The sequence below is a fragment of the Streptomyces sp. CA-210063 genome, assembly GCF_024612015.1.
Lineage (GTDB): Bacteria > Actinomycetota > Actinomycetes > Streptomycetales > Streptomycetaceae > Streptomyces.
The window spans coordinates 6,388,687-6,409,822 of record NZ_CP102512.1 but is presented as its reverse complement, the minus strand read 5'-3'; the positions used below and the strand labels follow the sequence as shown (position 1 = coordinate 6,409,822).

Here is a 21,136-nt window from a genome sequence, read left to right as displayed (position 1 = left end):
GGGCGGACACGGGGGGCGAGGAGGCACGAGGATGACTCGGGCTCGGGACGAGCGCCCCGGCGACGACGACAGCCATGAGGCACACCAGGACACCAACGCACTGGGCGTACGCCCGGGCGACGGCATACGCCCGGGCGACCCGTCCGACAAACGGCACGCGGGCGCGTCCGACGCGCGCCTCACCGCGCTGTTGCGCGCCGACTCGCCCATCGCGTATCCGGCCCTGCGGGAACTGCGCGAACGCCACCACCCCTCGGTCCTCGCCTACGCGCGGCTGTGCGCCGCGAGCGAGTCCGCGGCACGGCAGTTGGCGACCCAGGTGTTCACCGTCGCCACCCGGGAGACGGCGCGCGGCAGCGAGCCGACCGTCCCCTGGCGCCACCATCTGCTCCTGCTGACCGCACGGGTGGCCGCCACCTGGGCCGCGGACGACCACGCGTCCGGCCTCGCCCGCGGCCTCCGCCGCGCCTTCGACACGGTGGGCCCCAACGGCCTCGTCCCGCCCCTGCTCGCGGCGTTCGAATCCCTGCCGTCGCGCGCCCAGGGCCTCGTCTGGTACGGCGTGGTGGAGCGCGAGCCCGACGACCGTACGGCCGTGCTCCTCGGCCTCACCGCCGACGAAGTGGCGTACCGGCGGGACCCCGCGCTCAACGCCCTGCGCCAGGCCTGTCTCAGAGTGCGCCTCGTCGCCTCCGAGGACCCGCGCTGCCAGGACTTCCGCCGGCTGATCGAGGAGTCCGTACGCCCGGACACCCCTCGCCACAGCACGGATCTGCAGGCCCACATGGCGCACTGCACACACTGCACCGGCGCGTACGAGGAACTGTGCGCCCTGCGCGACCACCCGCGCGCGACGCTCGCGGAGGGGTTGCTGCCGTGGGGCGGTACGGCGTACGCGGGGGGCGGGGTGGGGGCACATGGCGGACCCGGTGCGCTTGACGGACCAGGTGATGGACCGGGTGCGCTTGGCGGACCAAGTGCGCGTGGGGGACCGGGCTTTGGTGGCGGTCGTCCGGGCGCCGGGGCGGAAGCCGCCGAGAATTTCGCGGACCCGGTTGCCGAAGCCGGGCCGGGAGCACGGGCGGGGACCGGGGCAGGCTTCCGAGCAGGGGGATGGGCGCCGGCAGCGGCGGAGCCGTGGGGAGAGCCGGGCGTCGGCTCCGGCGTCGAGGCCGACGGCCGGGACCGCGCGGAGGCCGGGGCGGAAGCTGAGGCTTGGGCCGGGGCCGGGGCTGGGGCGGGGGTTGAGGCCCGGTTCGGTGCGGTGGCCGGAGCGGGGGGCGGGGTCCGAGCCGACGCGTCGGCCGGGGTCGCGGGCGGCGTGGCAGCCCGGGCCGGTGCTGCGAGCGGGGCCGGGGCCGGGACCCCGGCTGGTGTGTGGCCGCCGTCACGGCGGCTCGTGCTGTCCTCGGTGGCCCTGGGCGTGGCGCTGGCGCCGCTGCTGGCGTTCCTGGTGTTCTCGGGCCGGGGCGACTCGTCGTCACCGGACGCGGCGGATTCCGCCGGTACGCCGTCGGTTCCGCCACCGGTCAGCGTGACGCCGACGGCCCCGTCGAGCCCGACGCCCTCTCCGACCGCTTCGCGCACCGAGCGGCCGTCGAAGCCCCCGAAGTCCCCCAAGCCGACGAAGAGCCCGAGCCCGAGCCCGTCGAAGCCGGACACCACGACACCGTCGCTGCCGTACGGGCCGCCGCTGAACGGTGCCTACACCCAGGTGGTGAACGTCGCCTCGGGCCTGTGCCTGGACATCCGGGGCGAGTTGGAGAAGGGCACCGACGTCGTCACGGCCACCTGTTCCTCGCGTGACACCCAGCGCTGGCGGGTCGACGCCGAGCGGGACGCCCTCCAGTCGTTCGCCGACCCCGACCTGTGCCTCGACAGCCGGGGGGCGACCGACGACGGTGTGGGCATCTGGGAGTGCGACTCGCTCGACGGCGACAACGGCGAGAACCTGCGGTTCGAGGTCGACTCCCGGGGAGTGATCCGCCCGGCGATCGCCCCGGACCACGCGGTGACACCGGATGCGCTCGGCTCCGTCGCCTTCGCCGAGGAGAAGGGGCGCGACCGGCAACGGTGGCGGGCGGGCGCCGGGCCCGTGCACGGCTGAGGCCCGGTCAGACCACGCGTACGCCCCTGCGCCACACCCCCGCGACCAGGGGAACCCCCGGCCGGTAGGCGAGATGGACATGGCTGGGCGCGTCCAGCAGCGCGAGATCGGCGTACGCGCCCGGCGTGAGGCGGCCGATGTCATCGCGGCGGAGCGCCCGCGCACCCCCCGCCGTGGCCGACCAGACGGCCTCGTCCGGGGTCATCCCCATGTCCCGCACGGCGAGCGCGACGCAGAACGGCACGGACGACGTGAAGGACGACCCGGGGTTGCAGTCCGTCGACAGGGCCACGGTGACGCCCGCGTCGAGGAGTCGGCGGGCGTCCGGCCACTCGGCGCGGGTGGAGAACTCGGCGCCGGGGAGGAGGGTGGCGACCGTCCGGCTGTGGGCGAGGGCGTCCACGTCGGCGTCGGTGAGATGCGTGCAGTGGTCCGCGCTCGCCGCGTCCAGCTCGACCGCGAGTCGCACACCCGGGCCGTACGACAGTTGGTTGGCGTGGATGCGCGGGTGCAGGCCCTTGGCCTTGCCGGCCGTGAGGATCGCACGGGCCTGGTCGCCGTCGAAGGCGCCCTTCTCGCAGAAGACGTCGATCCAACGGGCGTACGGGGCACAGGCGTCGAGCATCTCACCGGTGACGAGGGCTACGTATGCGGCCGGGTCCTCGGCGTAGTCGGGGGACACGATGTGCGCGCCGAGGTACGTCACCTCGTCCGTGTGCCGCGCGGCGATGCGCAGCGCCCGGGCCTCGTCCTCGACGGTCAGGCCGTAGCCGGACTTCGTCTCGAAGGTGGTCGTGCCCTGGCGGAGGGCCTCGCGGAGGTAACGGGTGAGGTTGGCCTCCAGTTCCTCGTCGGACGCGGCGCGGGTGGCCGCGACGGTCGTACGGATGCCGCCCGCGCTGTAGGCCCGGCCGGACATACGGGCGTTGAACTCGGCGGTCCGGTCGCCCGCGAAGACCAGGTGGGAGTGGGAGTCGACGAAGCCCGGGATCATCGCCCGGCCACCGGCGTCGACCCGATTGTCAGTGGCGGGTGCTTTGCTTTGATCACCGGTCCACGCGATGCGTTCACCGTCGATGACGACGGCCGCGTCCTGGATCAGTCCGAGGGGCGACCCGTCGCCCAGGGAGGGGTCGTTGGTGACCAGGGCAGCGATGTTGGTGATGAGCGTGCTTGCGGTGCTCGCTGAGTTGGCGGGGCTGACGGTCGTCGGGCTGCTCATGGCGTCCTTGGTTGCCTGGTCGGCGGTGGGGTCGGGTTCGGGGACCGGTCGCGCGGGCGGGCGGCCGGGGGTCATCCGCGCAGTGCCGCGACGGCGTCCGCGAGGGCTCTCGGCACATCCGGTACGAGCGCGTGCGCCCCGTCCCGTACGACGTGCCGACCACCCACGACCGTGTGCGACACGTCTGCTGCCGACGCAGCGAATACCGCGGTCTCCGCGCCCAGCCGTGGAAGCGGCCCTGCAGTCCTGACCGAGTCGAGCGCGATCGTCGTGAAGTCGGCGAGCGCGCCCGCCTCCAGGGCACCGGCGTCGTCCCAGCCGATCGCCGCGTGGCCGTCGGCCGAGGCCGCCCGCAGCAGGGCCGCCGCCGTCCAGTGACCGCGCGTACGGGTGCGCAGCCGCTCGTTCAGCTCCATCGCGCGCGCCTCTTCGAGCAGGTCGATGACGGCGTGGCTGTCGGAGCCGAGGGAGAGCGGGGAGCCCGCCCGTTGCAGGGCCGCGGCGGGGCCGATGCCGTCCGCGAGGTCGCGTTCCGTCGTGGGACACATGCAGGTGCCGGTGCCGCTGTCGCCGATCAGGGCGATGTCCTCGTCGGTGAGGTGGGTGTTGTGGACGCCCGTCGTCCGGGGGCCCAGCACACCGTGCTCGGCGAGGAGTTGGGTGGGCGTGCACCCGTGTGCCTGACGGCAGGCGTCGTTCTCCGCCGTCTGCTCCGACAGGTGCACATGCAGCGGGGCCCGCCGCTCCTCGGCCCACCGCGCCACGGTCGCCAACTGCCCGGCCGGCACGGCCCGTACGGAGTGGACGGCCGCACCGATCCGCGCGTGATCCCGGTCCTTGAGAACTGAACAGCGTTCCGCCCAGGCCTCCGCCGTGCCGTCGGAGAAGCGGAGCTGGTGGTGGTTGGGCGCCTGGCCGCTGTGCTTGTTCAGGATGCCGGCGGACAGGTAGGCGGTGTCGAGGAGGGTGATCCGGATGCCCGCCTCGGCGGCGGCCGCGATGAGCGCCTCGCCCATGGCGTTGGGGTCGGCGTACGGGATGCCACCGGGCGCGTGGTGCACGTAGTGGAACTCGCCGACGGCGGTGATGCCGGCCAGGGCCATCTCCGCGTACACCGCCCGCGCGAGAGCGTGGTACGTGTCCGGGGTCAGCCGTTCCGCCACCTGGTACATGACCTCGCGCCAGGTCCAGAAGGTGCCCGAGCCGACCTGCACGGTGCCGCGCAGGGCCCGGTGGAAGGCGTGGCTGTGGGCGTTGGCGAGGCCGGGCAGGGTAAGCCCGCGCAGGGCCACGGCACCGGGCGGCGGGGTGGGCGTGTCGGTGCGCACGGCGGTGATGCGGCCGGCTCGGGGGCTGCCCTCTCCCGCCACGGTCAAGGCCACGCCCGGCTCGACATGCGTGCCGAGCCAGGCGTGTTCGAGCCAGTAGGTCGTCTCCGTCACCTGCGGGCCAGCCCTTCCAGTACGTCGGCGAGCGCGGTCACCCCGGCCAGGCAGTCGTCCTCTGCGGCGTGCTCGGCCGGGGAGTGCGATACGCCCGTGGGGTTGCGCACGAACAGCATGGCGGTCGGGACGCTCCCGGAGAGGATCCCGGCGTCGTGTCCGGCGCCGGTCCCGAGCACCGGCACGTTCAGTTGGGCCGTGTCCCGGCCCAGGATGCGGGCGATCTCGTCCCGCAGCGCGTGCTCGAACTCGACGACGGGGGTGAACGACTCCCGGACGACATCGAGCTCGATGCCGTGTTCCCGGGCGTAGTCACGGGCGGCCTCTTCGATCGCGCCGACGACCGTGTCCAGGGTCTTCTGGTCCTCGGCGCGGGAGTCGAGCCAGCCGCGCACGAGGGAGGGGATGGCGTTGACCCCGTTCGGCTCGACGGAGATCTTGCCGAATGTGGCGACGGCCCCGGCCAGCCGCGCCTCGCGCCGGGCCGCGAGCACGGTCTCCGCGTAGGACAGCATGGGGTCCCGCCGGTCGACGAGCCGTGTCGTGCCGGCGTGGTTCGCCTCGCCCCGGAAGTCGAACCGCCACCGCCCGTGCGGCCAGATGGCACTGGCGATCCCGATGGCGTCCCCCGACAGATCCAGCGCCCGCCCCTGCTCGACGTGCAGTTCGACGAAGGCCCCGATCCGCGCGAGCCGCTCCGGATCGGGCCCGATGCCCTCGGGGTCGTACCCCGCGGTCTCCATCGCCTGCGGCAACGTGACCCCGTCCGCATCGGTCAGCCGCCCCGCCTGCTCGACGGTCAGCTGCCCGGCAGCCAGCCGAGACCCCACACAGGCCAGCCCGAACCGGGCCCCCTCCTCATCCCCGAAGTTGACGATGGCGAGGGGTTTGTCGAACCGGGCGCCCCGGGCCCGCAGTTCATCGAGTGCGGCGAAGGAGGACACGACACCGAGAGGGCCGTCGAAGGCGCCCCCGTCGGGAACGGAGTCGAGGTGCGATCCGGTGACGACGGCATCCCCGGCGGCGGGATCCCCGAGCCAGGCCCACTGATTCCCGTTCCGGTCCACCTCATGGGTCAGCCCACGGTCCCGGGCCTGCTCCTCGAACCAGGCCCGGCACTCGGCATCGGCCCCGGTCCAGGCGAACCGCCGATAGCCACCGGATTCGGGGTGCCGCCCGATGGGCCGCAGCTCACGCCACATCTCATGGAAGGAGGCACCGCGGGTGACGGGCTGCCGGCCACCGCCCTCCTGCGCGGCCACAGGCCGGGCCTCACCGACCCCGGCCACAGGCCGTCCAGGCCGCGGGCCGCCGCCACCCGCCACAGGCTGTGGGTAGTCGTTCCGCATGGCGGAACGGGTGGGCGCAGGCGGCGACGCGGCATCGGCCCCCGCCGAGGCGCTGCCGCTACGTCCGCCTTCGCTCCGGGTCACGCGTCCTCACCCTCGCCGCCCTCACGCATCGGCACCCGCACGCCCCGCTCGTCCGCGACGGACTCCGCGATGTCGTAGCCCGCGTCGACGTGCCGGATCACACCCATCCCCGGGTCGTTGGTCAGCACCCGGCGGATCTTCTCCCCGCCCAGCTTCGTGCCGTCCGCCACGGTCACCTGCCCGGCGTGGATGGAGCGGCCCATGCCCACGCCGCCCCCGTGGTGCAGGGACACCCACGAGGCACCGGACGCCACGTTCACCATCGCGTTCAGCAGCGGCCAGTCGGCGATCGCGTCGGAGCCGTCGAGCATGGCCTCGGTCTCGCGGTAGGGGGAGGCGACGGAGCCGCTGTCCAGGTGGTCGCGGCCGATCACCAACGGCGCCGCGAGCTCCCCGCTCGCCACCATGTCGTTGAACCGCTCACCGGCCTTGTCCCGCTCGCCGTAGCCGAGCCAGCAGATACGCGCGGGCAGGCCCTGGAACTGGACGCGCTCCCCGGCCATCTTGATCCAGCGGTGGAGGGATTCGTTCTGGGGGAAGAGGTCGAGGATCGCCTTGTCGGTCTTGGCGATGTCGGCGGGATCGCCGGAGAGGGCCGCCCACCGGAAGGGGCCCTTGCCCTCGCAGAACAGCGGCCTGATGTAGGCGGGGACGAAGCCGGGGAAGGCGAACGCCCGCTCGTATCCGGCGAGTTGGGCCTCACCACGGATGGAGTTGCCGTAGTCGAAGACCTCGGCACCGGCGTCCAGGAAGCCGACCATGGCCTCGACGTGCCGGGCCATCGACTCACGCGCACGGGTGGTGAAGCCGGCCGGGTCCTTCGCCACGTACGACGCCATGTCGTCGAAGTCCACGCCCACCGGCAGGTAGGCCAGCGGATCGTGGGCGGAGGTCTGGTCGGTGACGATGTCGATGGGGGCGCCCATGGCGAGCAACTGGGGGACGAGTTCGGCGGCGTTGCCGAGGAGGCCGATGGACAGCGGACGGCGGGCGTCACGGGCCTCCACCGCCAGCTGGAGGGCGTGGTCGAGCGAGTCGGCCTTCACGTCGAGGTACCGGTGCTCGATACGGCGCTCGATGGCGCGCGGGTCGCAGTCGATACAGAGGGCGACGCCGTCGTTCATGGTCACGGCGAGCGGCTGGGCGCCACCCATGCCGCCGAGGCCGGCGGTGAGGGTGATGGTCCCGGCGAGCGTGCCGTCGAACTTCTTGGCGGCGACGGCGGCGAAGGTCTCGTAGGTGCCCTGGAGGATGCCCTGGGTGCCGATGTAGATCCAGGAGCCGGCGGTCATCTGCCCGTACATGGTCAGGCCCAGCTGTTCGAGCCGCCGGAACTCCTCCCAGTTGGCCCAGTCGCCGACGAGGTTGGAGTTGGCGATGAGGACGCGGGGCGCCCACTCGTGGGTCTGCATGACGCCGACGGGGCGGCCGGACTGGACGAGCATGGTCTCGTCCTGCTTGAGGGTCCGCAGGGTGCGGACCATGGCGTCGAAGGAGCGCCAGTCGCGGGCGGCCTTGCCCGTGCCTCCGTAGACGACGAGTTTGTCGGGGTGCTCGGCGACCTCGGGGTCGAGGTTGTTCTGGAGCATGCGCAGGGCGGCTTCCTGCTGCCAGCCCAGGGCGCTGAGTTCCGTACCGCGCGGCGCCCGAACGGGGCGGGGTCCTGACACGTCTGCCTCCTCGCTTTACAGCAACTATTCACATCCTGACTTGATGAATAGAACTAGTCAATACAGTCGTACGGCCAGCGACGGCGCGTCGCGGGTGTTTGGCTGGACACACTGGCCGCGTGGGTGCGGACATCGACACGACAACGGGGGAACAGATGGGAGACGTGACGAACGGGACCGGTGAGGACAGGTCGGCCGAGGGCTGCGCCCACCCGCGGGACGAGGGGGACGGTGAGCGCACGCTGCGGCTGTTCGACACCGACGGCGAGCGGGCCGCCCGGCGGGACGAGGCCGTGCGGGCGGCCGTGGAGCAGGGGCTGCTCGGTCCCGGCACTCCGGTGGTCGCGCTGCTGGACGTGACCGGGATCCGGGCCTCGGCGGGAGCGCTGCGGAGGGCGTTCGACGCGGTGACGGCGCCCGGCACACCCGTCCTGCACGCGTTCGCGGTGAAGGCGACGCCGCTCGTGCCCGTGCTGCGGCTGCTGCGGCAGGCGGGGATCGGCGCGGAGGTGGCGAGCGCCGGGGAGCTGGCCCTGGCACGGGCGGCCGGGATGTCACCGAAGCAGACCGTGCTCGACTCCCCCGCCAAGACCCCGGCGGAGCTGCGGGAGGCGCTGGCGCTGGGCATCGCGGTCAACGCGGACAATCCGCAGGAGCTGGACCGCATCGACGCGCTCGTACGGTCGGCCACCACCCGCTCCCCCCTCGGCATCCGGGTGAACCCGCAGGTCGGCGGCGGCACGATCGACGCGCTGTCCACGGCGACGGCCACGTCGAAGTTCGGGGTGGCGCTCCGGGACGAGGGCGCCCGGGAGTGGGTCGTACAGGCGTATCTGGACCGCCCCTGGCTGAGCCGGCTGCACGCGCACACCGGGTCGCAGGGGATGCCGCTGTCGCTGATGACGCGGGGGATCTCCGAGACGTACGAGCTGGCGGAGGAGATCAACCGGCGGATCGGGCGGCGGCAGATCGACACGATCGACATCGGCGGCGGACTGCCGGTGAACTTCGCGTCGGAGGCGGCGACCCCGACGTACGAGCAGTACGCGCGGCTGCTGGCGGAGGCGGTGCCGGGGCTGTTCGACGGGCGGTACGGGCTGGTCACCGAGTTCGGGCGGTCGCTGCTCGCGAAGCACGGGACGATCGTCGCGCGCGTGGAGTACACGAAGAGTGCGGGCGGGCGGGTCATCGCGGTCACCCATGCGGGGGTGCAGGTGGCGACGCGGACGGTGTACGCGCCGGGGTCCTGGCCGTTGCGGATCGCGGCGTACGACGGGAAGGGCCGGGTGAAGAGCGGGCCGGTGGCGGTGCAGGACGTGGCCGGGCCGGCGTGTTTCGCGGGGGATCTGCTGGCGGAGGGGCGGGCTTTGCCGCTCTTCGAGCCGGGGGATTACGCGGCCGCGTTGGACACGGGCGCGTATTACTTCGCGCACCACTATGCGTACAACTCGCTGCCGCGGCCGGGGGTTTATGGGTACGCCCCCGGGGAGGGGGAGATGCGGTTCGCGGTGGTTCGGAAGGCGCAGACCGTGGAGGAGATCGTGGCGGAGGCGGGGGGAGTGGAGAGGTCGGGGCTGTTGGGGCTTTGACGCCTGAGAGCTCGAGGTAACTGTGATGTGGCGGCTGCGGGTTGTTCGTGGCTGATCGCGCAGTTCCCCGCGCCCCTGGGTGTCCGGGGGGCGCCCAGGAGTATTAACCGCCCCCATTCGCGCGCTCCTCAAGCCCCCCAGAAGGATTGACGCCCGGCGTCGCGACCCGGCCCGGCATGCGAGGTGTCCGCATATGCCCACGTCAACACGGCAGCGTGCCTCCCGGGTCTCAACAGCGGTGAAAACCAGGCAAGTCGACCTACGTTAGTCGCCTGGCCGCATGTTCCGCTGGAAAATGCCAGATCCCTCACTCCTCGCGCACACGTTGCGTAGCGTCTGGGTCACTCAGCCGAACCGCAGGCAGGAGGGGGAGCCACGGTGCCCGGAATCGACGAGTGTCTGGTGGAGGCCATGAGGCTGCCCGGTGCCTTGGGCGCCGCGGTGGTCGACTGGACCAGCGGGCTGGCGCTGGGCACGGTCGGGGAGGCACCCGGCGGTGACCATGAGACGACCGCGGCGGAGGCGGCCGAGTTGGCGCGGCTCGCGGCGGAGCACCGGGCGTTCGCGCCGGAGGCGGGTTCCGACTGGTCCGGGGCGGATCTGCCGGTCGAGGACCTGATCGTCAGCAACCGGGACACGTACCACGTGCTGCGGTTCGTGCGGACGACGTTCGACAGCAGTGTGTTTCTGCATCTGTGGCTGACCCGTACGGACGGCAATCTCGCGCTGGCCCGGATCCGGCTCGGCGAGATGGCGGGACGGCTGGTGCTGGCATGAGCGTGATCACCACACCCGCGCCCCGGCTGCCCGTGCGGGACGAGCACACCCCGCACGCCGTCTCCCCCATGCTGAGCCGGCTCGCCGCCGAGCGGGCCACCGGCGTACTGCTGCGCGAGAGTGGTTCGCTGTATCTGTCCGAGGGCGAGGTCGTGCACGCCGAGAGCCCCCGCTCCCCCGGCCTCGACGTGCTGCTCACCACCGGCGGCATCCTGGACGGCGACGGCTGGCGGGAGGCGGTCGACACGGCCGGGGCCGGGCTGCGGGTCGGGCGGTTCCTCGTGGACAGCGGCCGGGTCGCCCGGGGCGCGCTGGAGCTGTGCCACGCGGGGGCGCTGTTCGACGCGGCGTACTTCGTCCTCGGCCCGAGCGGCGCGCCGGCCCGCTTCCGTTACGGGGCCGCGCACTGGCTCGGACCGATCCGCCCGGTGCCGGTGGCCACCGTGGAGCGCGAGGCCCGGCGCCGCCGCGACCTCCTGCACCGCATCTGGCCCGACCCGGCGACCGACGACGCCCCGCTGATCAGGGCGGCGAGCCTGGACGTCCCACCGGTCCCGGCCCGCCAGGGTGCCGTACTCGGGCAGGTCAACGGCTTCCGCACGGCCGCCGAGATCTCCCTGACCCTGGGGCGCCCCGCCTTCCACACCCTGGTGGACGTACGACGGCTGGCGGCGGCGGGCCTCATATCCCCCACTCGGCACAGCCCGGCCGGAACACCACCGATGCCGGCCGGCCCCGGCCATGCCCTGCCGACCGAACCGGGCCGCGACCCGTCGGCGGAGTTGGCGGTCGGTGACGGGAAATCACACCCCACCCCACCTTGGCCGCTCACCACCACAGACCCCGACGTGGCCCTACTGCAAAGGCTCAGGGATGCGCTGGAGGCCCTTTGAGCGGCAGCGGGAGCGTCCCGCCGAGAGGAGACTGCTCATGGCCGCAGAGGCCGAAGTCCTCGATGAACTGCACCGGTTGAGGGCCCGTGTACCCCAGCTGACCGGCGCGCTCGCGGCCAGTGTGGACGGGCTGGTCCTGGCTCACGACACCCCCGGCGTGGAACCGGAGGGCCTGGCGGCGCTCACCGCGGCCGCGCTCGGCGTCGCCGTGCGGATGACGGACGCCGCCGGCCGGGGCGAGCTCCGCGAACTGCTGCTGCGCGGCGACCACGGCTATGTGGCGACCTACGCGGCCGGCGACTCGGCCGTGCTGACCCTGCTGGCCCAGGACCGGGTCAACGTGGGCCGACTGCACCTGGAGGGCCGCCGCGCCGGCAGCCGTATCGGCGAGCTGATGGACGCCCCGCCCCGGCCGGACGACACGGCCGCCGCCAAGGCGGCCACCAAGAACGCGGCCCGGTCGGCGGCGAAAACCGCGAGCGCCGCCCCGAACACCGCCCCGAGCGCGGCCACCACCGCGATCTCGCCACAGACGCCGGCCACGGCCACGGTCAGGTCGACCATGCCCCGCCGGACCCCCCGCACGACCACCCCACGCGCCACCCCCAGAACCACTCCCAACACCGCTACCACCACTGAGAGTTGAAAGGACACCGCACACCATGGCCAACACCGAGACCGCGTTGAAAGAGGCCCTCGCGTCCATCGAGGGCGCGACCGGCGCCGCGCTGGTCGACTACACCAGCGGCATGGCACTGGGCACGATCGGCGGCAGCAAGGGGTTCGACCTCACCGTCGCCGCCGCCGGCAACACCGATGTCGTCCGCGCCAAGCTGCGCACCATGGAACACCTCGGCCTCAAGGGCGAGATCGAGGACATCCTGATCACCCTGTCCGACGCGTACCACCTGATCCGCCTTCTCACCGGCCGCGGCGGCAACGGCCTCTTCCTCTATCTGGTCCTCGACTCCAAGCGGGCCAACCTGGCCATGGCCAGGCACCAGCTGAAGAGGATCGAGGCGGAGTTGGAGGTCTGACCACGCTGACACCAGGGTGATCACCCTGAGGGCTCCGGCGGCGCCCCCCTCACGCGGGGAGCGCCGCCCAGCGCATTCCCCGGCAGAAGCCCCACCCCCGCACACCCGTGCGAACACCGTCCCTGTCCCTCGGCTACCGTGTCCGCCCTGGAACGACAAGGGGAGGGTGGCCGTGGGAAGAGCGGTACGGGGGACGGTGCTGGCGCAGATGGCGCTGCTGGCCGGGGTGCTGACGGGATGCTCGGAGGCGGCCGACGGCGACGACGCTAAGGCGTCGGCCGGCGCCACCAAGCCGGCAACGGCGGAGGCTGCGGCGGAGGCGATGGCGCAGGCCCCGGAGGGCACCGTCGAGAGCGGCGGCAGCGTCGGCGCGGCCGGTTCCGCCTGCGAACTGCCGGTCACCTTCGACACGGCCGAGAAGTGGCAGCCGGAGGCCGTCGAGACGGAGGTGCCCGGCGGCGGGAGCGGTTCCGAGGAGGACCAGCTCGCCGCGGAGCTGGCCGAGGGGCTGCTCCACCAGGGCCCGTTCACCGCCGCCTGTGAGATCGACGCCAAGCCGGCCGGGAACATCGGCTTCCTCCGGGTCTGGACCGGCGAGGCGGGCGCGAAGGAGGGCGAAGCGGAGGCACTGCTCAAGGAGTTCGTGGCGGCCGAGGGCAACACGAGCAAGGCCGAGTACACCGCGTTCACCTCGGACTCCGACGTCTCCGGCGCCGAGGTCGAGTACCTCTACACCAGTGAGGTCCTGGAGGAGACGAAGAAGGAGCGGGCTTTCCTCGCGGTCACCCCGGACGGCCCCGTCGTCGTCCATCTCGGCGGCTTCGACACCCAGGAACACGAGGAGATGCTCCCGGCGTACGAGCTCGCCAGGCGGACCCTGCGCACCACCTGAGCCCCGCGCGCCCCACACTCACCCCGCGAGCCGTGCCCATGCCTCCGAACCTCTGGTGAACCTCTGAGAATCGGTTGCGAGTGCATCCATGGCCCGCGACCGGGCAGGACTCCCTCGGACGGATCACCGATCGGGGGAGGTTCTCTTGTCCACCACCGAAAGCACCACCGGTACACCGGCACCCGCAGAGGAGGCCGGCCTCAAGCGGGTGCTCGGGCCCAAGCTGCTGATCCTCTTCGTGATCGGCGACATCCTCGGCACTGGCATCTACGCGACCACGGGCAAGGTCGCCGGGAAGGTCGGCGGAGCCCTCTGGCTCCCCTTCGTCATCGGTTTCGTGGTGGCGATCCTGACGGCGGCCTCGTACGTCGAACTGGTCGGCAAGTACCCGAAGGCGGCCGGGGCGGCCCTCTACACGCAGAAGGCCTTCAAGCTGCCCTTCGTGACCTTCATCGTCGCCTTCATGGTGATGTGCTCGGGCCTGTCGTCCGCGAGCGCCGCCGCGCGCGCCTTCAGCGGCGACTATCTGGACGAGCTGACGAACGGCGCCCTGCCGCCCACCCTCATCGCCATCACCTTCATCGTGCTGCTGGCCGCCCTGAACCTCCGGGGCGTCTCCGAGTCGGTGAAGACGAACGTGGTGCTGACCCTGGTCGAGCTGACCGGCCTGCTGATCATCCTCACGATCGGCGCCTGGGCGGTCCTGGGCGGCGACGGCGAACCGGCCCGCCTCACCGAGTTCGAGGCGAGCGGCGCGGGATACGCGCTGCTCACCAGCGTTCTCGGTGCCACGGCCCTCGGCTTCTTCGCCTTCGTCGGCTTCGAGGACTCGGTGAACATGGCGGAGGAGACGAAGGACCCGACCAGGACCTTCCCCCGAGCGATCTTCATCGGCGTGGCGGTCACCGGCACGATCTACGTCCTGGTCGCCCTGGTCTCGTCCCTGCTGGTCGACTCCAAGACCCTGGCGGGCTCCAGCGGCCCGCTGCTGGAAGTGGTGAAGGCCGGCGGGGTCGACTTCCCGCACAAACTCTTCGCGCTGATCGCCCTCTTCGCGGTCACCAACTCCGCCCTGATCAACATCATGATGGCCTCCCGTCTCTGCTACGGCATGGCCAACGAGCGCATCCTGCCGCGCGGCATGGCCCGTGTCCTGCCCCGCCGCCGCACCCCGGTCGTGGGCATCGTCTTCGTCACCCTCCTGGCCATCGGCCTCGTCTCCACCGGCGAGATCGAGGGCCTCGGCGACACCACCGCCTTCCTCCTCCTCTGTGTCTTCGCCGTCGTCAACATCGCGGTGCTGGTGCTCCGCCGCGACCCCGTCGACCACGCCCACTTCCGGACACCGACGGTTCTGCCCGTCCTCGGCGCCGTCACCGCACTGATTCTGGCCAGCCCCCTGGCCGACCGTCCGGCCGACGTCTACATCCGCGCCGGTGTGCTGCTGGCCATCGGCATCGCCCTGTGGGCCGTGAACAAGCTGGTCCTGCGGACACGCGGCGAGTAGCCCTACCTCCGCCGCCCGCCCCCGGGCCCCGCGTCGCCCGCGCCGAGCCCGGTGGTCCGGTAGCCGGCCACCCGCTTGCCCGTCGGGCGGCCGGCCCCGGCCGAGAGCCAGTCGACGCGGAGCCAGTAGAGCTGACCCGTGGCGAGTTCGTGGCGGCCGAACCAAGCCGCCTTGAGGCGGAGGCCGGTGCCGAGGCCGGCGAGGAGCATGCCGCCCGCCGCGGGGACCGCGAAGGAGGAGCCGAGCGCGGCCGCGAAGCCGAGGAGCAGCCACCAGCGGTGCCCGCGGCGCCAGTTGCGAGCAGTGACGGCCCGGTCCTGGAGCACATCGTGCTTGCCAGCGCGCACAGCAGCGCGCGCCGGAGTGAGATACCGGCCGCGCCGCACCCACGCCACCGCACCGGCGGCGACGAGGAAGAGCACGGCCCCGGCCAGCACCCCGATCCGCCGCCCCGTCAGCCCCGACGGCACCACACCGATGCCCGCCGCGACCACTCCGAGCCACCACAACGGTGCCGCTCCGGCCCGCACCACGACGGCCACCCGAGCCAGCCCCTGCCCTCCGCGCGCCACGCTCCGCCTCCCGTAATTCCAAGGTCGTACGACAGTCGCCCGGCACGGTAACCAGCGAACGTGAAACGCGCCTGAGAATCACGGATTCGTTCCCGAAGTGCTACTCCACGAACAGCCCCCGCGTCGCGGCCCTCGCGTCGAACTCCTCCAGGCGGGCCTGCGCCTCCGGCAGGTCGTCGCACATGGCCTCCAGGAGCACCCGGCCCAGCAGCATCGGCGCGCAGGCGGTGTCGAAGGCGAGCCCGGTGCCGACGGCGGCGGGCAGCAGCAGGTCGGAGACCTTGGCGACGGGCGCGAAGGCGGAGTCGGCGACCGTGACGACGAAGAGCCCCGCCTCCTTGGCGTACGCCAGGGTCTCGACGACCTCGCGCGGATGCCGGGGCAGCGCGAAGCAGAGCAGGGCGGTCGCGCCCGCCCGTACCGCCGCGTCGATCCGGTCGTGGAGCATGCTGCCGCCCTCGTGCAGCAGCCGTACGTCGGGGTGGACCTTCGCGGCGAAGTACGCGAAGCCGTACGCCTGGGAGGCCGCGGCGCGCAGCCCGAGCACCGGCAGCGGCCGGGACGCGGCCAGCAGCCGCCCGGCGCGCGTCACCGGGGCGGGGTCGGCGAGCACCTCGGCCAGATGCCGCAGGTTCTCGATCTCGGCCTCGACGGCCTGCTGGTACTCGTTGTAGGCGGTGGTGTCCGGGGCCGGTTCGGCGGGCGCGACGTCCCGCAGATGCCTGCGCAGCGCCGGGTAGCCGTCGAAGCCCAGCGCCACCGCGAACCGTGTCACGGACGGCTGGCTGACCCCGGCCAGCTCCGCCAGCTCCACGCTCGACAGGAACGGCGCGTCCGCCGCCCGCCGCACCATGCTGTGGGCGATCCGCCGCTGGGTGGGCGTCAGCCGGTGCCCCTCGAAGAGGGTCTGCAACCGCGCGGCAGGACTGTCCGTCACGCCCGTGCCCTTGTCCGCGCTCATGACGCGCTCCCCCTCCGCAGGTCGTCCTGGACGTCCGTCCAGATCTCGGTGAACCGGTCGAGCAGTACGGCCGCCGCGCTCACGTCCGCCGTCAGCGGCCGGTCGGCCGGGTCCGGGTCGAGCACCGCCTCCGCCAGCTCCAGCGCCCGCCCGACGGGCAGCTCCGGATCCGGCCGCAGGTCCCGCTGGCGCAACGCCCGTACCGCGGCGACGAGTTCGCAGCCGACGACGAGCCGGTACGCGCCGCACGCCCGTAGCGTCTGCCGTGCGGCGAGCGAGGCGAAGCTGGCCTGTTCCTCGACGCCCCGGGAGAGTACAGCGTGGCCGAGCGACGCGGGCGCGGAGAAGGCCCGGAGATCACCGAGGGCGGCCCCGGCGGCGTACTCCAGGATCATCACGCCCGACGAGGCGGGCTCGTGGTCGGCGAGGAAGGGCCGCAGCCGGGTGTACCCGGGCTCGTTGAGCGAGGACAGCCGGGACGTCGACAGCCGCGCCACCTGCGTCGCTGCCAGCCTGAAGTGGTCCAACGCCAGGGCGAGTTGTGCCTGGTAGAAGCCGCCGTGGTGGTACGCGGCCATGTCCTCGGGGCAGATCAGGGGGTTCTCCGCCGCCGCGTTGATCTCCACCTCCAGCACGCCGTCCAGCGCGTCCGCCGCGTCCAGGGCGGGCCCGTGGACCTGCGGCAGGCACCGGAAGCCGTACGGGTCCTGGATCCGTCCCAGCGGCGGGGTCGGCCGGTCGGCCGCGCCGATCAGCTCCCGCATGCGCCGCGCCACTTCGCGCGACCCCCGGTGGGCGCGCGCGACGTGCACGGGAGCCGCGTACGCCTCGTGCGAGCCGTCCACCGCGAGCAGCGACAGCGCGGCGACGACCTGGGTGGCGGCGATCAGCCCCCGCAGTTCGTGCAGGGCCAGTGCGGCCTGTCCGAGGGTGAGGGCGTTGCTGCTGATCAGGGCGAGGGCGTCGTTGTTGTCGAGCGGCTGGGCCTCGGGAACGCCGGAGCCGACCTCGACCGAGGTCCCCGGCCCCCGCCAGGGGTGCTCCCCCGCCAGCGCCAGCCCCATCTGCGCCAGCGCCGCGATGTCCCCCGTACCCACCGAGCCGAACTCGTTCACCACGGGGTACACCCCGCTCTCCAGCGCCTCGCACAGCGCGGTGACCACGGTCGGCCGGAGCCCGGCGCCGCCCGCGAGCAGCTGGTTGGCGCGTACGGCGAGCATGGCCCGTACCTCCCGGGCGGGCAGCTCCTCCCCGATGGCCCCGGCGTGGCTGCGCAGCAGCCGCAGACCGTGCTCGGCGGCGGCCTCGGTGGGCACGTCCTCGCTGCGGTTGGCGCCGACGCCCGTGGAGCGGCCGTACACGCGTCCGGTCGCCGCGATCTGCCGGGCCGCGTCCCAGGACTTTTCGACCCGCCGCATCGCCTCACTGCCCGGCACGGGCCGCGCGGCCCCGTCGGCGAGCCGTACGACATCGGCGACACCGAGCGCGTGCCCGTCGAGGACGACGAGACCGGTCGGAGCGGCCGCCACGGCGGGAGTGGGGCCGTCCGTCGCGCCCTTGATCCGAGAGGACATCACCCGCAGCCTCCTCAGCCCCAAGCAGACACTACATATTCAGACACCGAGAACTCTGCATGAAGCTATACAGGCCGGGCAAGAGCTGCCGGACCTGAGAATCCGGTGAAGGGGTCCCCGCACGACCACCGAGCGCGGTCAGGGGCACGAAGTCGAGGGGTTGCGTTCCGAGACCGTCGGTGTGATGCGCATCTCTGTCCGGGTGCTTCGGGTCGGGCATGCTCGATCATGATCGGATGGACGCTCGTTTCCTTGGCATCGCCGAGCTGGTCGAAGCCCCGTCCGTGGCGGTCGTGGTCGACGTCATGCGTGCTTTCACGGTGGCCGCCTGGGTCTTTGCCCAGGGGGCGGAGAAGATCGTTCTCGCTGAGTCGCTGGACGAGGCCCTGGCGGTCAAGGCTCGCCACCCGGATTGGATGGCGCTCAAGGACGGCCCGCCCGCGCCCGGGTTCGACATGGTCAACTCGCCGGGCCTGCTGCGGTCTGTCGACCTTGGCGGACGGACCGTTGTGCAGAAGACCACGGCAGGGACGGTCGGCGCCCTCGCGGTCAAGGAGGCGTCGCTGGTGCTGTGCGCCGGCTTCGTGGTGGCGGAGGCAACGGCTCGGCTCCTGCGGACGCGCAGGAGCGACAGTGTCACGTTCGTGGTCACGGGCGAAGATGGGCAGGCCGACGAAGATCTGGCGTGCGCTCAGTACATCGCTCGCAGGGCCACCGAGGCTGGGACGGACGCAACAGAGTTCCTCCGCCGCGCCGGCGAGTCACGCGCCGCCGCCGAGTTGGCGGAGGGTGTGCGTCAAGGAGTCCATCCTGATGACGTCGCACTCTGTCTTGAGCTCGACCGGTTCCCCTTTGCCATGGTGGCGGCCTTGGAGGACTCACTCATGGTCCTCCGCCCGCGCGCCGTGCCTTCGCCGACCGACGAGGCTTCGATCTAGTGCCGCGTCAGCCAAGGTTCGCCCGTCAAGGAGCGGCGTCCGGTGCGTGCTCTCGGCGTGCCGGCCGGAAGGCCCCGTCGATGGACCGGACGTACTTGGGCTTTCGGCCGGTGCGGCGGTGGGGGCCCCTCCCGTTCGAGCGAAGCCGAGAATGGGGGAGCGTGCCGGGCGTCGCGACGGGGCGAACCTTGGCTGACGCGGCACTAGGTGAGGTCCAACGCGGGCACCCTCGGGACCAAGTGGTGCCGGGAACAGGGGGGCTAACCCCAGTGTCAAGCGGCCCCCGGCTCCCTACCGTGAACGGCATGACCGGAATGCATGCCCGTGACGCACAACTCGAAGACACCGAGCTGAAGAAGGAACTCGCCGCCACCCTGCACGCGCGGAAAGAGCTGGGCGACGACTACGAGTCCGCGCTCGTGGAGTCGTTCCTGGAGAAGGTGGACCAGCGCATCGACGGCGCGGTCGACCGCCGGGTCCGGCGGCAGGTCGCCGAGCAGCAGATGGTGGTGGCCCGTGGCACCCGCTCCCCCAAGTCCACCGACACCTGGGGCGAACGCTACGGCTTCGGCGTCGTCTCCCTCGTCGTCGCCATCCCCCTCTCCGGCATCGGCGGCGGCGTCGCCGACCTGCCCGGTCTCTTCGTCACCTGGGCGGGGATCGTGGGCGTGAACATGGCGTGGGCGCTGCGCGGTTCCTCGGCCCTGCGCCGCCGCAGGGGCAAGCAGGGGGACTCGGACTGGGAAGAGTGATCCCGACTAGGTTCCCGGAAGAGGGCAAAAAAAATAGCGCGGGGACCGCCGCACCCCCGTGTGACGGGGGGCGGGACGACGGCGGTCCCCGCGAGGGACGCGGGCCGGGTCAGGACCGGGCTTACGCGTCCTTGGCGTCCATGGAGGTCCGGGAGCCGCTCCGGAGGTCCTTGGCGCCGTTTTGGTTGCCGGCCCGGGCGGGGAGCCGCTCCCGCCCTGCCGACATCCACTAATGTGCCGGACCCGTGTTAAGCGAGTGCTGCGCGGACGTGTCGCGCTCGTACCACTTCCGCGAAGTTAAACGCGCGACCGCTCAATTCCTCACCCCGGAGAGCCTCTTGAGGGCACCTCCTCCCCCGGTGAGGCATTTCTACTGCTTCGTCCCGCCCTTGGCGAGGAACGCGAGCAGGTCCTGCCGACTGACGACACCCGTCGGCTTGCCCTCGACCAGCACGATCGTCGCGTCCGCCGAGCCGAGCACGGACATCAGGTCGGCGACCGGTTCACCGGAACCGACCTGCGGCAGCGGCGCCGACATGTGCTTCTCCAGCGGGTCGTCGAGCGAGGCGCGCTGGGTGAACAGGGCGTCCAGCAGTTCCCGTTCGACGACGGACCCGACCACCTCGGCGGCCATCACGTCCGGGTGCCCGGCGCCCGGCTTGACGATCGGCATCTGCGAGACGCCGTACTCCCGCAGCACCTCGATCGCCTGCCCGACCGTCTCGTCGGGGTGCATGTGCACGAGGGAGGGGATGGCGCCGTGCTCCTTGTGGCTGAGGACGTCGCCGACGCGCGCGCTCGGCCCCTCGTCCTCCAGGAAGCCGTAGTCGGCCATCCACTCGTCGTTGAAGATCTTGCTGAGGTAGCCGCGCCCGCTGTCCGGCAGCAGGACGACGACCACGTCGTCCGGGCCGAGCCGCTCGGCGACCTTCAGCGCGGCGACGACGGCCATGCCGCAGGAGCCGCCCACGAGCAGGCCCTCCTCCTTCGCCAGCCGCCGGGTCATCTGGAAGGAGTCCTTGTCGGACACGGCGACGATCTCGTCGGCGACGGTCCGGTCGTACGCGGTCGGCCAGAAGTCCTCACCGACGCCCTCGACGAGGTACGGCCGCCCGGAGCCGCCGGAGTACACGGACCCCTCGGGGTCGGCGCCGATGACCTGGACGCGGCCGTCGCTGGCGTCCTTCAGGTAACGCCCCGTGCCGGAGATCGTCCCGCCGGTCCCCACACCCGCCACGAAATGCGTGATCCGCCCCTCCGTCTGATCCCACAGCTCAGGGCCGGTCGAGTGGTAGTGGGAGAGCGGGTTGTTGGGGTTGGAGTACTGGTCGGGCTTCCAGGCACCCGGCGTCTCACGGACCAGCCGGTCGGAGACGTTGTAGTACGAGTCGGGGTGCTCGGGGGCGACAGCGGTGGGGCAGACCACGACCTCGGCCCCGTAGGCCCTCAGCACATTGATCTTGTCGGTGCTCACCTTGTCGGGGCACACGAAGATGCACTTGTACCCCTTCTGCTGGGCGACGATGGCGAGCCCCACACCGGTGTTTCCGCTGGTGGGCTCGACGATCGTGCCGCCTGGCCTCAGCTCTCCGCTCTTCTCCGCCGCCTCGATCATGCGCAGTGCGATGCGGTCCTTCACGGAACCGCCGGGATTGAAGTACTCGACCTTGGCCAGGACTGTCGCCTGAATGCCCTCGGTCACGCTGTGGAGCCTCAGCAGCGGGGTGTTGCCGACGAGGCTGATCATCGAGTCGTGGAATCGCACCGTTG

The 21,136-nt window shown here is 72.3% G+C and carries 18 protein-coding genes; 10 read left to right on the top strand and 8 right to left on the bottom strand.

The features are described from left to right. Window positions 1–31: 31 nt before the first annotated feature. Window positions 32–2,107 (top strand): RICIN domain-containing protein, encoded by a 2,076-nt coding sequence (locus JIX56_RS28100; protein ID WP_257544634.1) that lies wholly within the window; start codon window positions 32–34, stop codon window positions 2,105–2,107. A gap of 7 nt (window positions 2,108–2,114) precedes the next feature. Here JIX56_RS28100 and hutI read toward each other — a convergent pair whose 3' ends face one another. The 4 genes from hutI to hutU form a co-directional block, all read right to left on the bottom strand. After that, complete coding sequence (gene hutI, locus JIX56_RS28095; protein WP_257544632.1) at window positions 2,115–3,404, bottom strand: imidazolonepropionase; 1,290 nt, start codon at window positions 3,402–3,404, stop codon at window positions 2,115–2,117. Beyond that, window positions 3,401–4,771, bottom strand: coding sequence for a formimidoylglutamate deiminase (locus tag JIX56_RS28090; RefSeq protein WP_257544630.1), 1,371 nt, complete (start codon window positions 4,769–4,771; stop codon window positions 3,401–3,403). Before JIX56_RS28090 ends, hutI begins: the two co-directional genes overlap by 4 nt. Further along, entirely contained in the window at window positions 4,768–5,973 is a 1,206-nt protein-coding gene (locus JIX56_RS28085; RefSeq protein ID WP_257551167.1) for an allantoate amidohydrolase, read from the bottom strand. The genes JIX56_RS28090 and JIX56_RS28085 overlap by 4 nt, the downstream gene beginning before the upstream one ends. 227 nt (window positions 5,974–6,200) lie before the next feature. Then, on the bottom strand, window positions 6,201–7,874 hold the full coding sequence (gene hutU / locus JIX56_RS28080; protein WP_257544628.1) for a urocanate hydratase: 1,674 nt from the start codon (window positions 7,872–7,874) through the stop codon (window positions 6,201–6,203). Between the two features lie 155 nt (window positions 7,875–8,029). Here hutU and JIX56_RS28075 point away from each other — a divergent pair, with 155 nt between their 5' ends. From JIX56_RS28075 to JIX56_RS28045, 7 genes are all read left to right on the top strand, one after another. Beyond that, window positions 8,030–9,463: a diaminopimelate decarboxylase gene (locus tag JIX56_RS28075; protein WP_257551166.1), complete on the top strand. Its 1,434-nt coding sequence runs from the start codon at window positions 8,030–8,032 to the stop codon at window positions 9,461–9,463. A gap of 378 nt (window positions 9,464–9,841) precedes the next feature. Continuing rightward, entirely contained in the window at window positions 9,842–10,240 is a 399-nt protein-coding gene (locus tag JIX56_RS28070) for a hypothetical protein (RefSeq protein WP_257544626.1), read from the top strand. Beyond that, window positions 10,237–11,133 (top strand): hypothetical protein, encoded by an 897-nt coding sequence (locus JIX56_RS28065; protein WP_257544624.1) that lies wholly within the window; start codon window positions 10,237–10,239, stop codon window positions 11,131–11,133. Before JIX56_RS28070 ends, JIX56_RS28065 begins: the two co-directional genes overlap by 4 nt. 37 nt (window positions 11,134–11,170) lie before the next feature. Further along, window positions 11,171–11,779, top strand: a complete 609-nt coding sequence (locus JIX56_RS28060) for a roadblock/LC7 domain-containing protein (RefSeq protein ID WP_257544622.1) — start codon at window positions 11,171–11,173, stop codon at window positions 11,777–11,779. A gap of 16 nt (window positions 11,780–11,795) precedes the next feature. Further along, window positions 11,796–12,170, top strand: coding sequence for a hypothetical protein (locus JIX56_RS28055; protein WP_257544620.1), 375 nt, complete (start codon window positions 11,796–11,798; stop codon window positions 12,168–12,170). A gap of 172 nt (window positions 12,171–12,342) precedes the next feature. Continuing rightward, the gene (locus tag JIX56_RS28050; RefSeq protein WP_257544619.1) at window positions 12,343–13,062 is read left to right on the top strand and encodes a lipoprotein; all 720 of its coding nucleotides are present in this window, start codon (window positions 12,343–12,345) and stop codon (window positions 13,060–13,062) included. A gap of 145 nt (window positions 13,063–13,207) precedes the next feature. Next, window positions 13,208–14,569, top strand: coding sequence for an APC family permease (locus JIX56_RS28045; RefSeq protein WP_257544617.1), 1,362 nt, complete (start codon window positions 13,208–13,210; stop codon window positions 14,567–14,569). Window positions 14,570–14,571: 2 nt separating this feature from the next. Here JIX56_RS28045 and JIX56_RS28040 read toward each other — a convergent pair whose 3' ends face one another. The 3 genes from JIX56_RS28040 to JIX56_RS28030 all read right to left on the bottom strand — a co-directional run bounded on the left by JIX56_RS28040 (window position 14,572) and on the right by JIX56_RS28030 (window position 17,676). After that, entirely contained in the window at window positions 14,572–15,141 is a 570-nt protein-coding gene (locus JIX56_RS28040) for a hypothetical protein (RefSeq protein WP_257544615.1), read from the bottom strand. 100 nt (window positions 15,142–15,241) lie between these two features. Next, entirely contained in the window at window positions 15,242–16,102 is an 861-nt protein-coding gene (locus JIX56_RS28035; RefSeq protein ID WP_257544613.1) for a MurR/RpiR family transcriptional regulator, read from the bottom strand. Continuing rightward, window positions 16,099–17,676, bottom strand: coding sequence for an aromatic amino acid ammonia-lyase (locus JIX56_RS28030; protein ID WP_257544611.1), 1,578 nt, complete (start codon window positions 17,674–17,676; stop codon window positions 16,099–16,101). Before JIX56_RS28030 ends, JIX56_RS28035 begins: the two co-directional genes overlap by 4 nt. Before the next feature lie 236 nt (window positions 17,677–17,912). Between JIX56_RS28030 and JIX56_RS28025 the strand changes: the two genes are divergently transcribed. Both JIX56_RS28025 and JIX56_RS28020 read left to right on the top strand, forming a co-directional pair. Further along, window positions 17,913–18,614, top strand: coding sequence for a 2-phosphosulfolactate phosphatase (locus JIX56_RS28025; protein WP_257544610.1), 702 nt, complete (start codon window positions 17,913–17,915; stop codon window positions 18,612–18,614). Between the two features lie 314 nt (window positions 18,615–18,928). Continuing rightward, a complete protein-coding gene (locus JIX56_RS28020; RefSeq protein WP_257551164.1) occupies window positions 18,929–19,366 on the top strand; it encodes a hypothetical protein in 438 nt (145 codons plus the stop codon). A gap of 370 nt (window positions 19,367–19,736) precedes the next feature. On the opposite strand, the gene JIX56_RS28015 is transcribed toward JIX56_RS28020, so the two are convergent. Continuing rightward, complete coding sequence (locus JIX56_RS28015) at window positions 19,737–21,131, bottom strand: cystathionine beta-synthase (RefSeq protein WP_257544608.1); 1,395 nt, start codon at window positions 21,129–21,131, stop codon at window positions 19,737–19,739. Window positions 21,132–21,136: the final 5 nt, after the last annotated feature.

Excerpts from the sequence above, each read along its gene's own strand:
- JIX56_RS28100 (WP_257544634.1), top strand. The coding sequence starts at position 32 with ATGACTCGGGCTCGGGACGAGCGCCCCGGCGACGACGACAGCCATGAG.
- hutI (WP_257544632.1), bottom strand. The coding sequence starts at position 3,404 with ATGACCCCCGGCCGCCCGCCCGCGCGACCGGTCCCCGAACCCGACCCC.
- JIX56_RS28085 (WP_257551167.1), bottom strand. The coding sequence starts at position 5,973 with ATGTGGCGTGAGCTGCGGCCCATCGGGCGGCACCCCGAATCCGGTGGC.
- JIX56_RS28075 (WP_257551166.1), top strand. The coding sequence starts at position 8,030 with ATGGGAGACGTGACGAACGGGACCGGTGAGGACAGGTCGGCCGAGGGC.
- JIX56_RS28065 (WP_257544624.1), top strand. The coding sequence starts at position 10,237 with ATGAGCGTGATCACCACACCCGCGCCCCGGCTGCCCGTGCGGGACGAG.
- JIX56_RS28060 (WP_257544622.1), top strand. The coding sequence starts at position 11,171 with ATGGCCGCAGAGGCCGAAGTCCTCGATGAACTGCACCGGTTGAGGGCC.
- JIX56_RS28055 (WP_257544620.1), top strand. The coding sequence starts at position 11,796 with ATGGCCAACACCGAGACCGCGTTGAAAGAGGCCCTCGCGTCCATCGAG.
- JIX56_RS28035 (WP_257544613.1), bottom strand. The coding sequence starts at position 16,102 with ATGAGCGCGGACAAGGGCACGGGCGTGACGGACAGTCCTGCCGCGCGG.
- JIX56_RS28030 (WP_257544611.1), bottom strand. The coding sequence starts at position 17,676 with ATGTCCTCTCGGATCAAGGGCGCGACGGACGGCCCCACTCCCGCCGTG.
- JIX56_RS28025 (WP_257544610.1), top strand. The coding sequence starts at position 17,913 with ATGGACGCTCGTTTCCTTGGCATCGCCGAGCTGGTCGAAGCCCCGTCC.
- JIX56_RS28020 (WP_257551164.1), top strand. The coding sequence starts at position 18,929 with ATGCATGCCCGTGACGCACAACTCGAAGACACCGAGCTGAAGAAGGAA.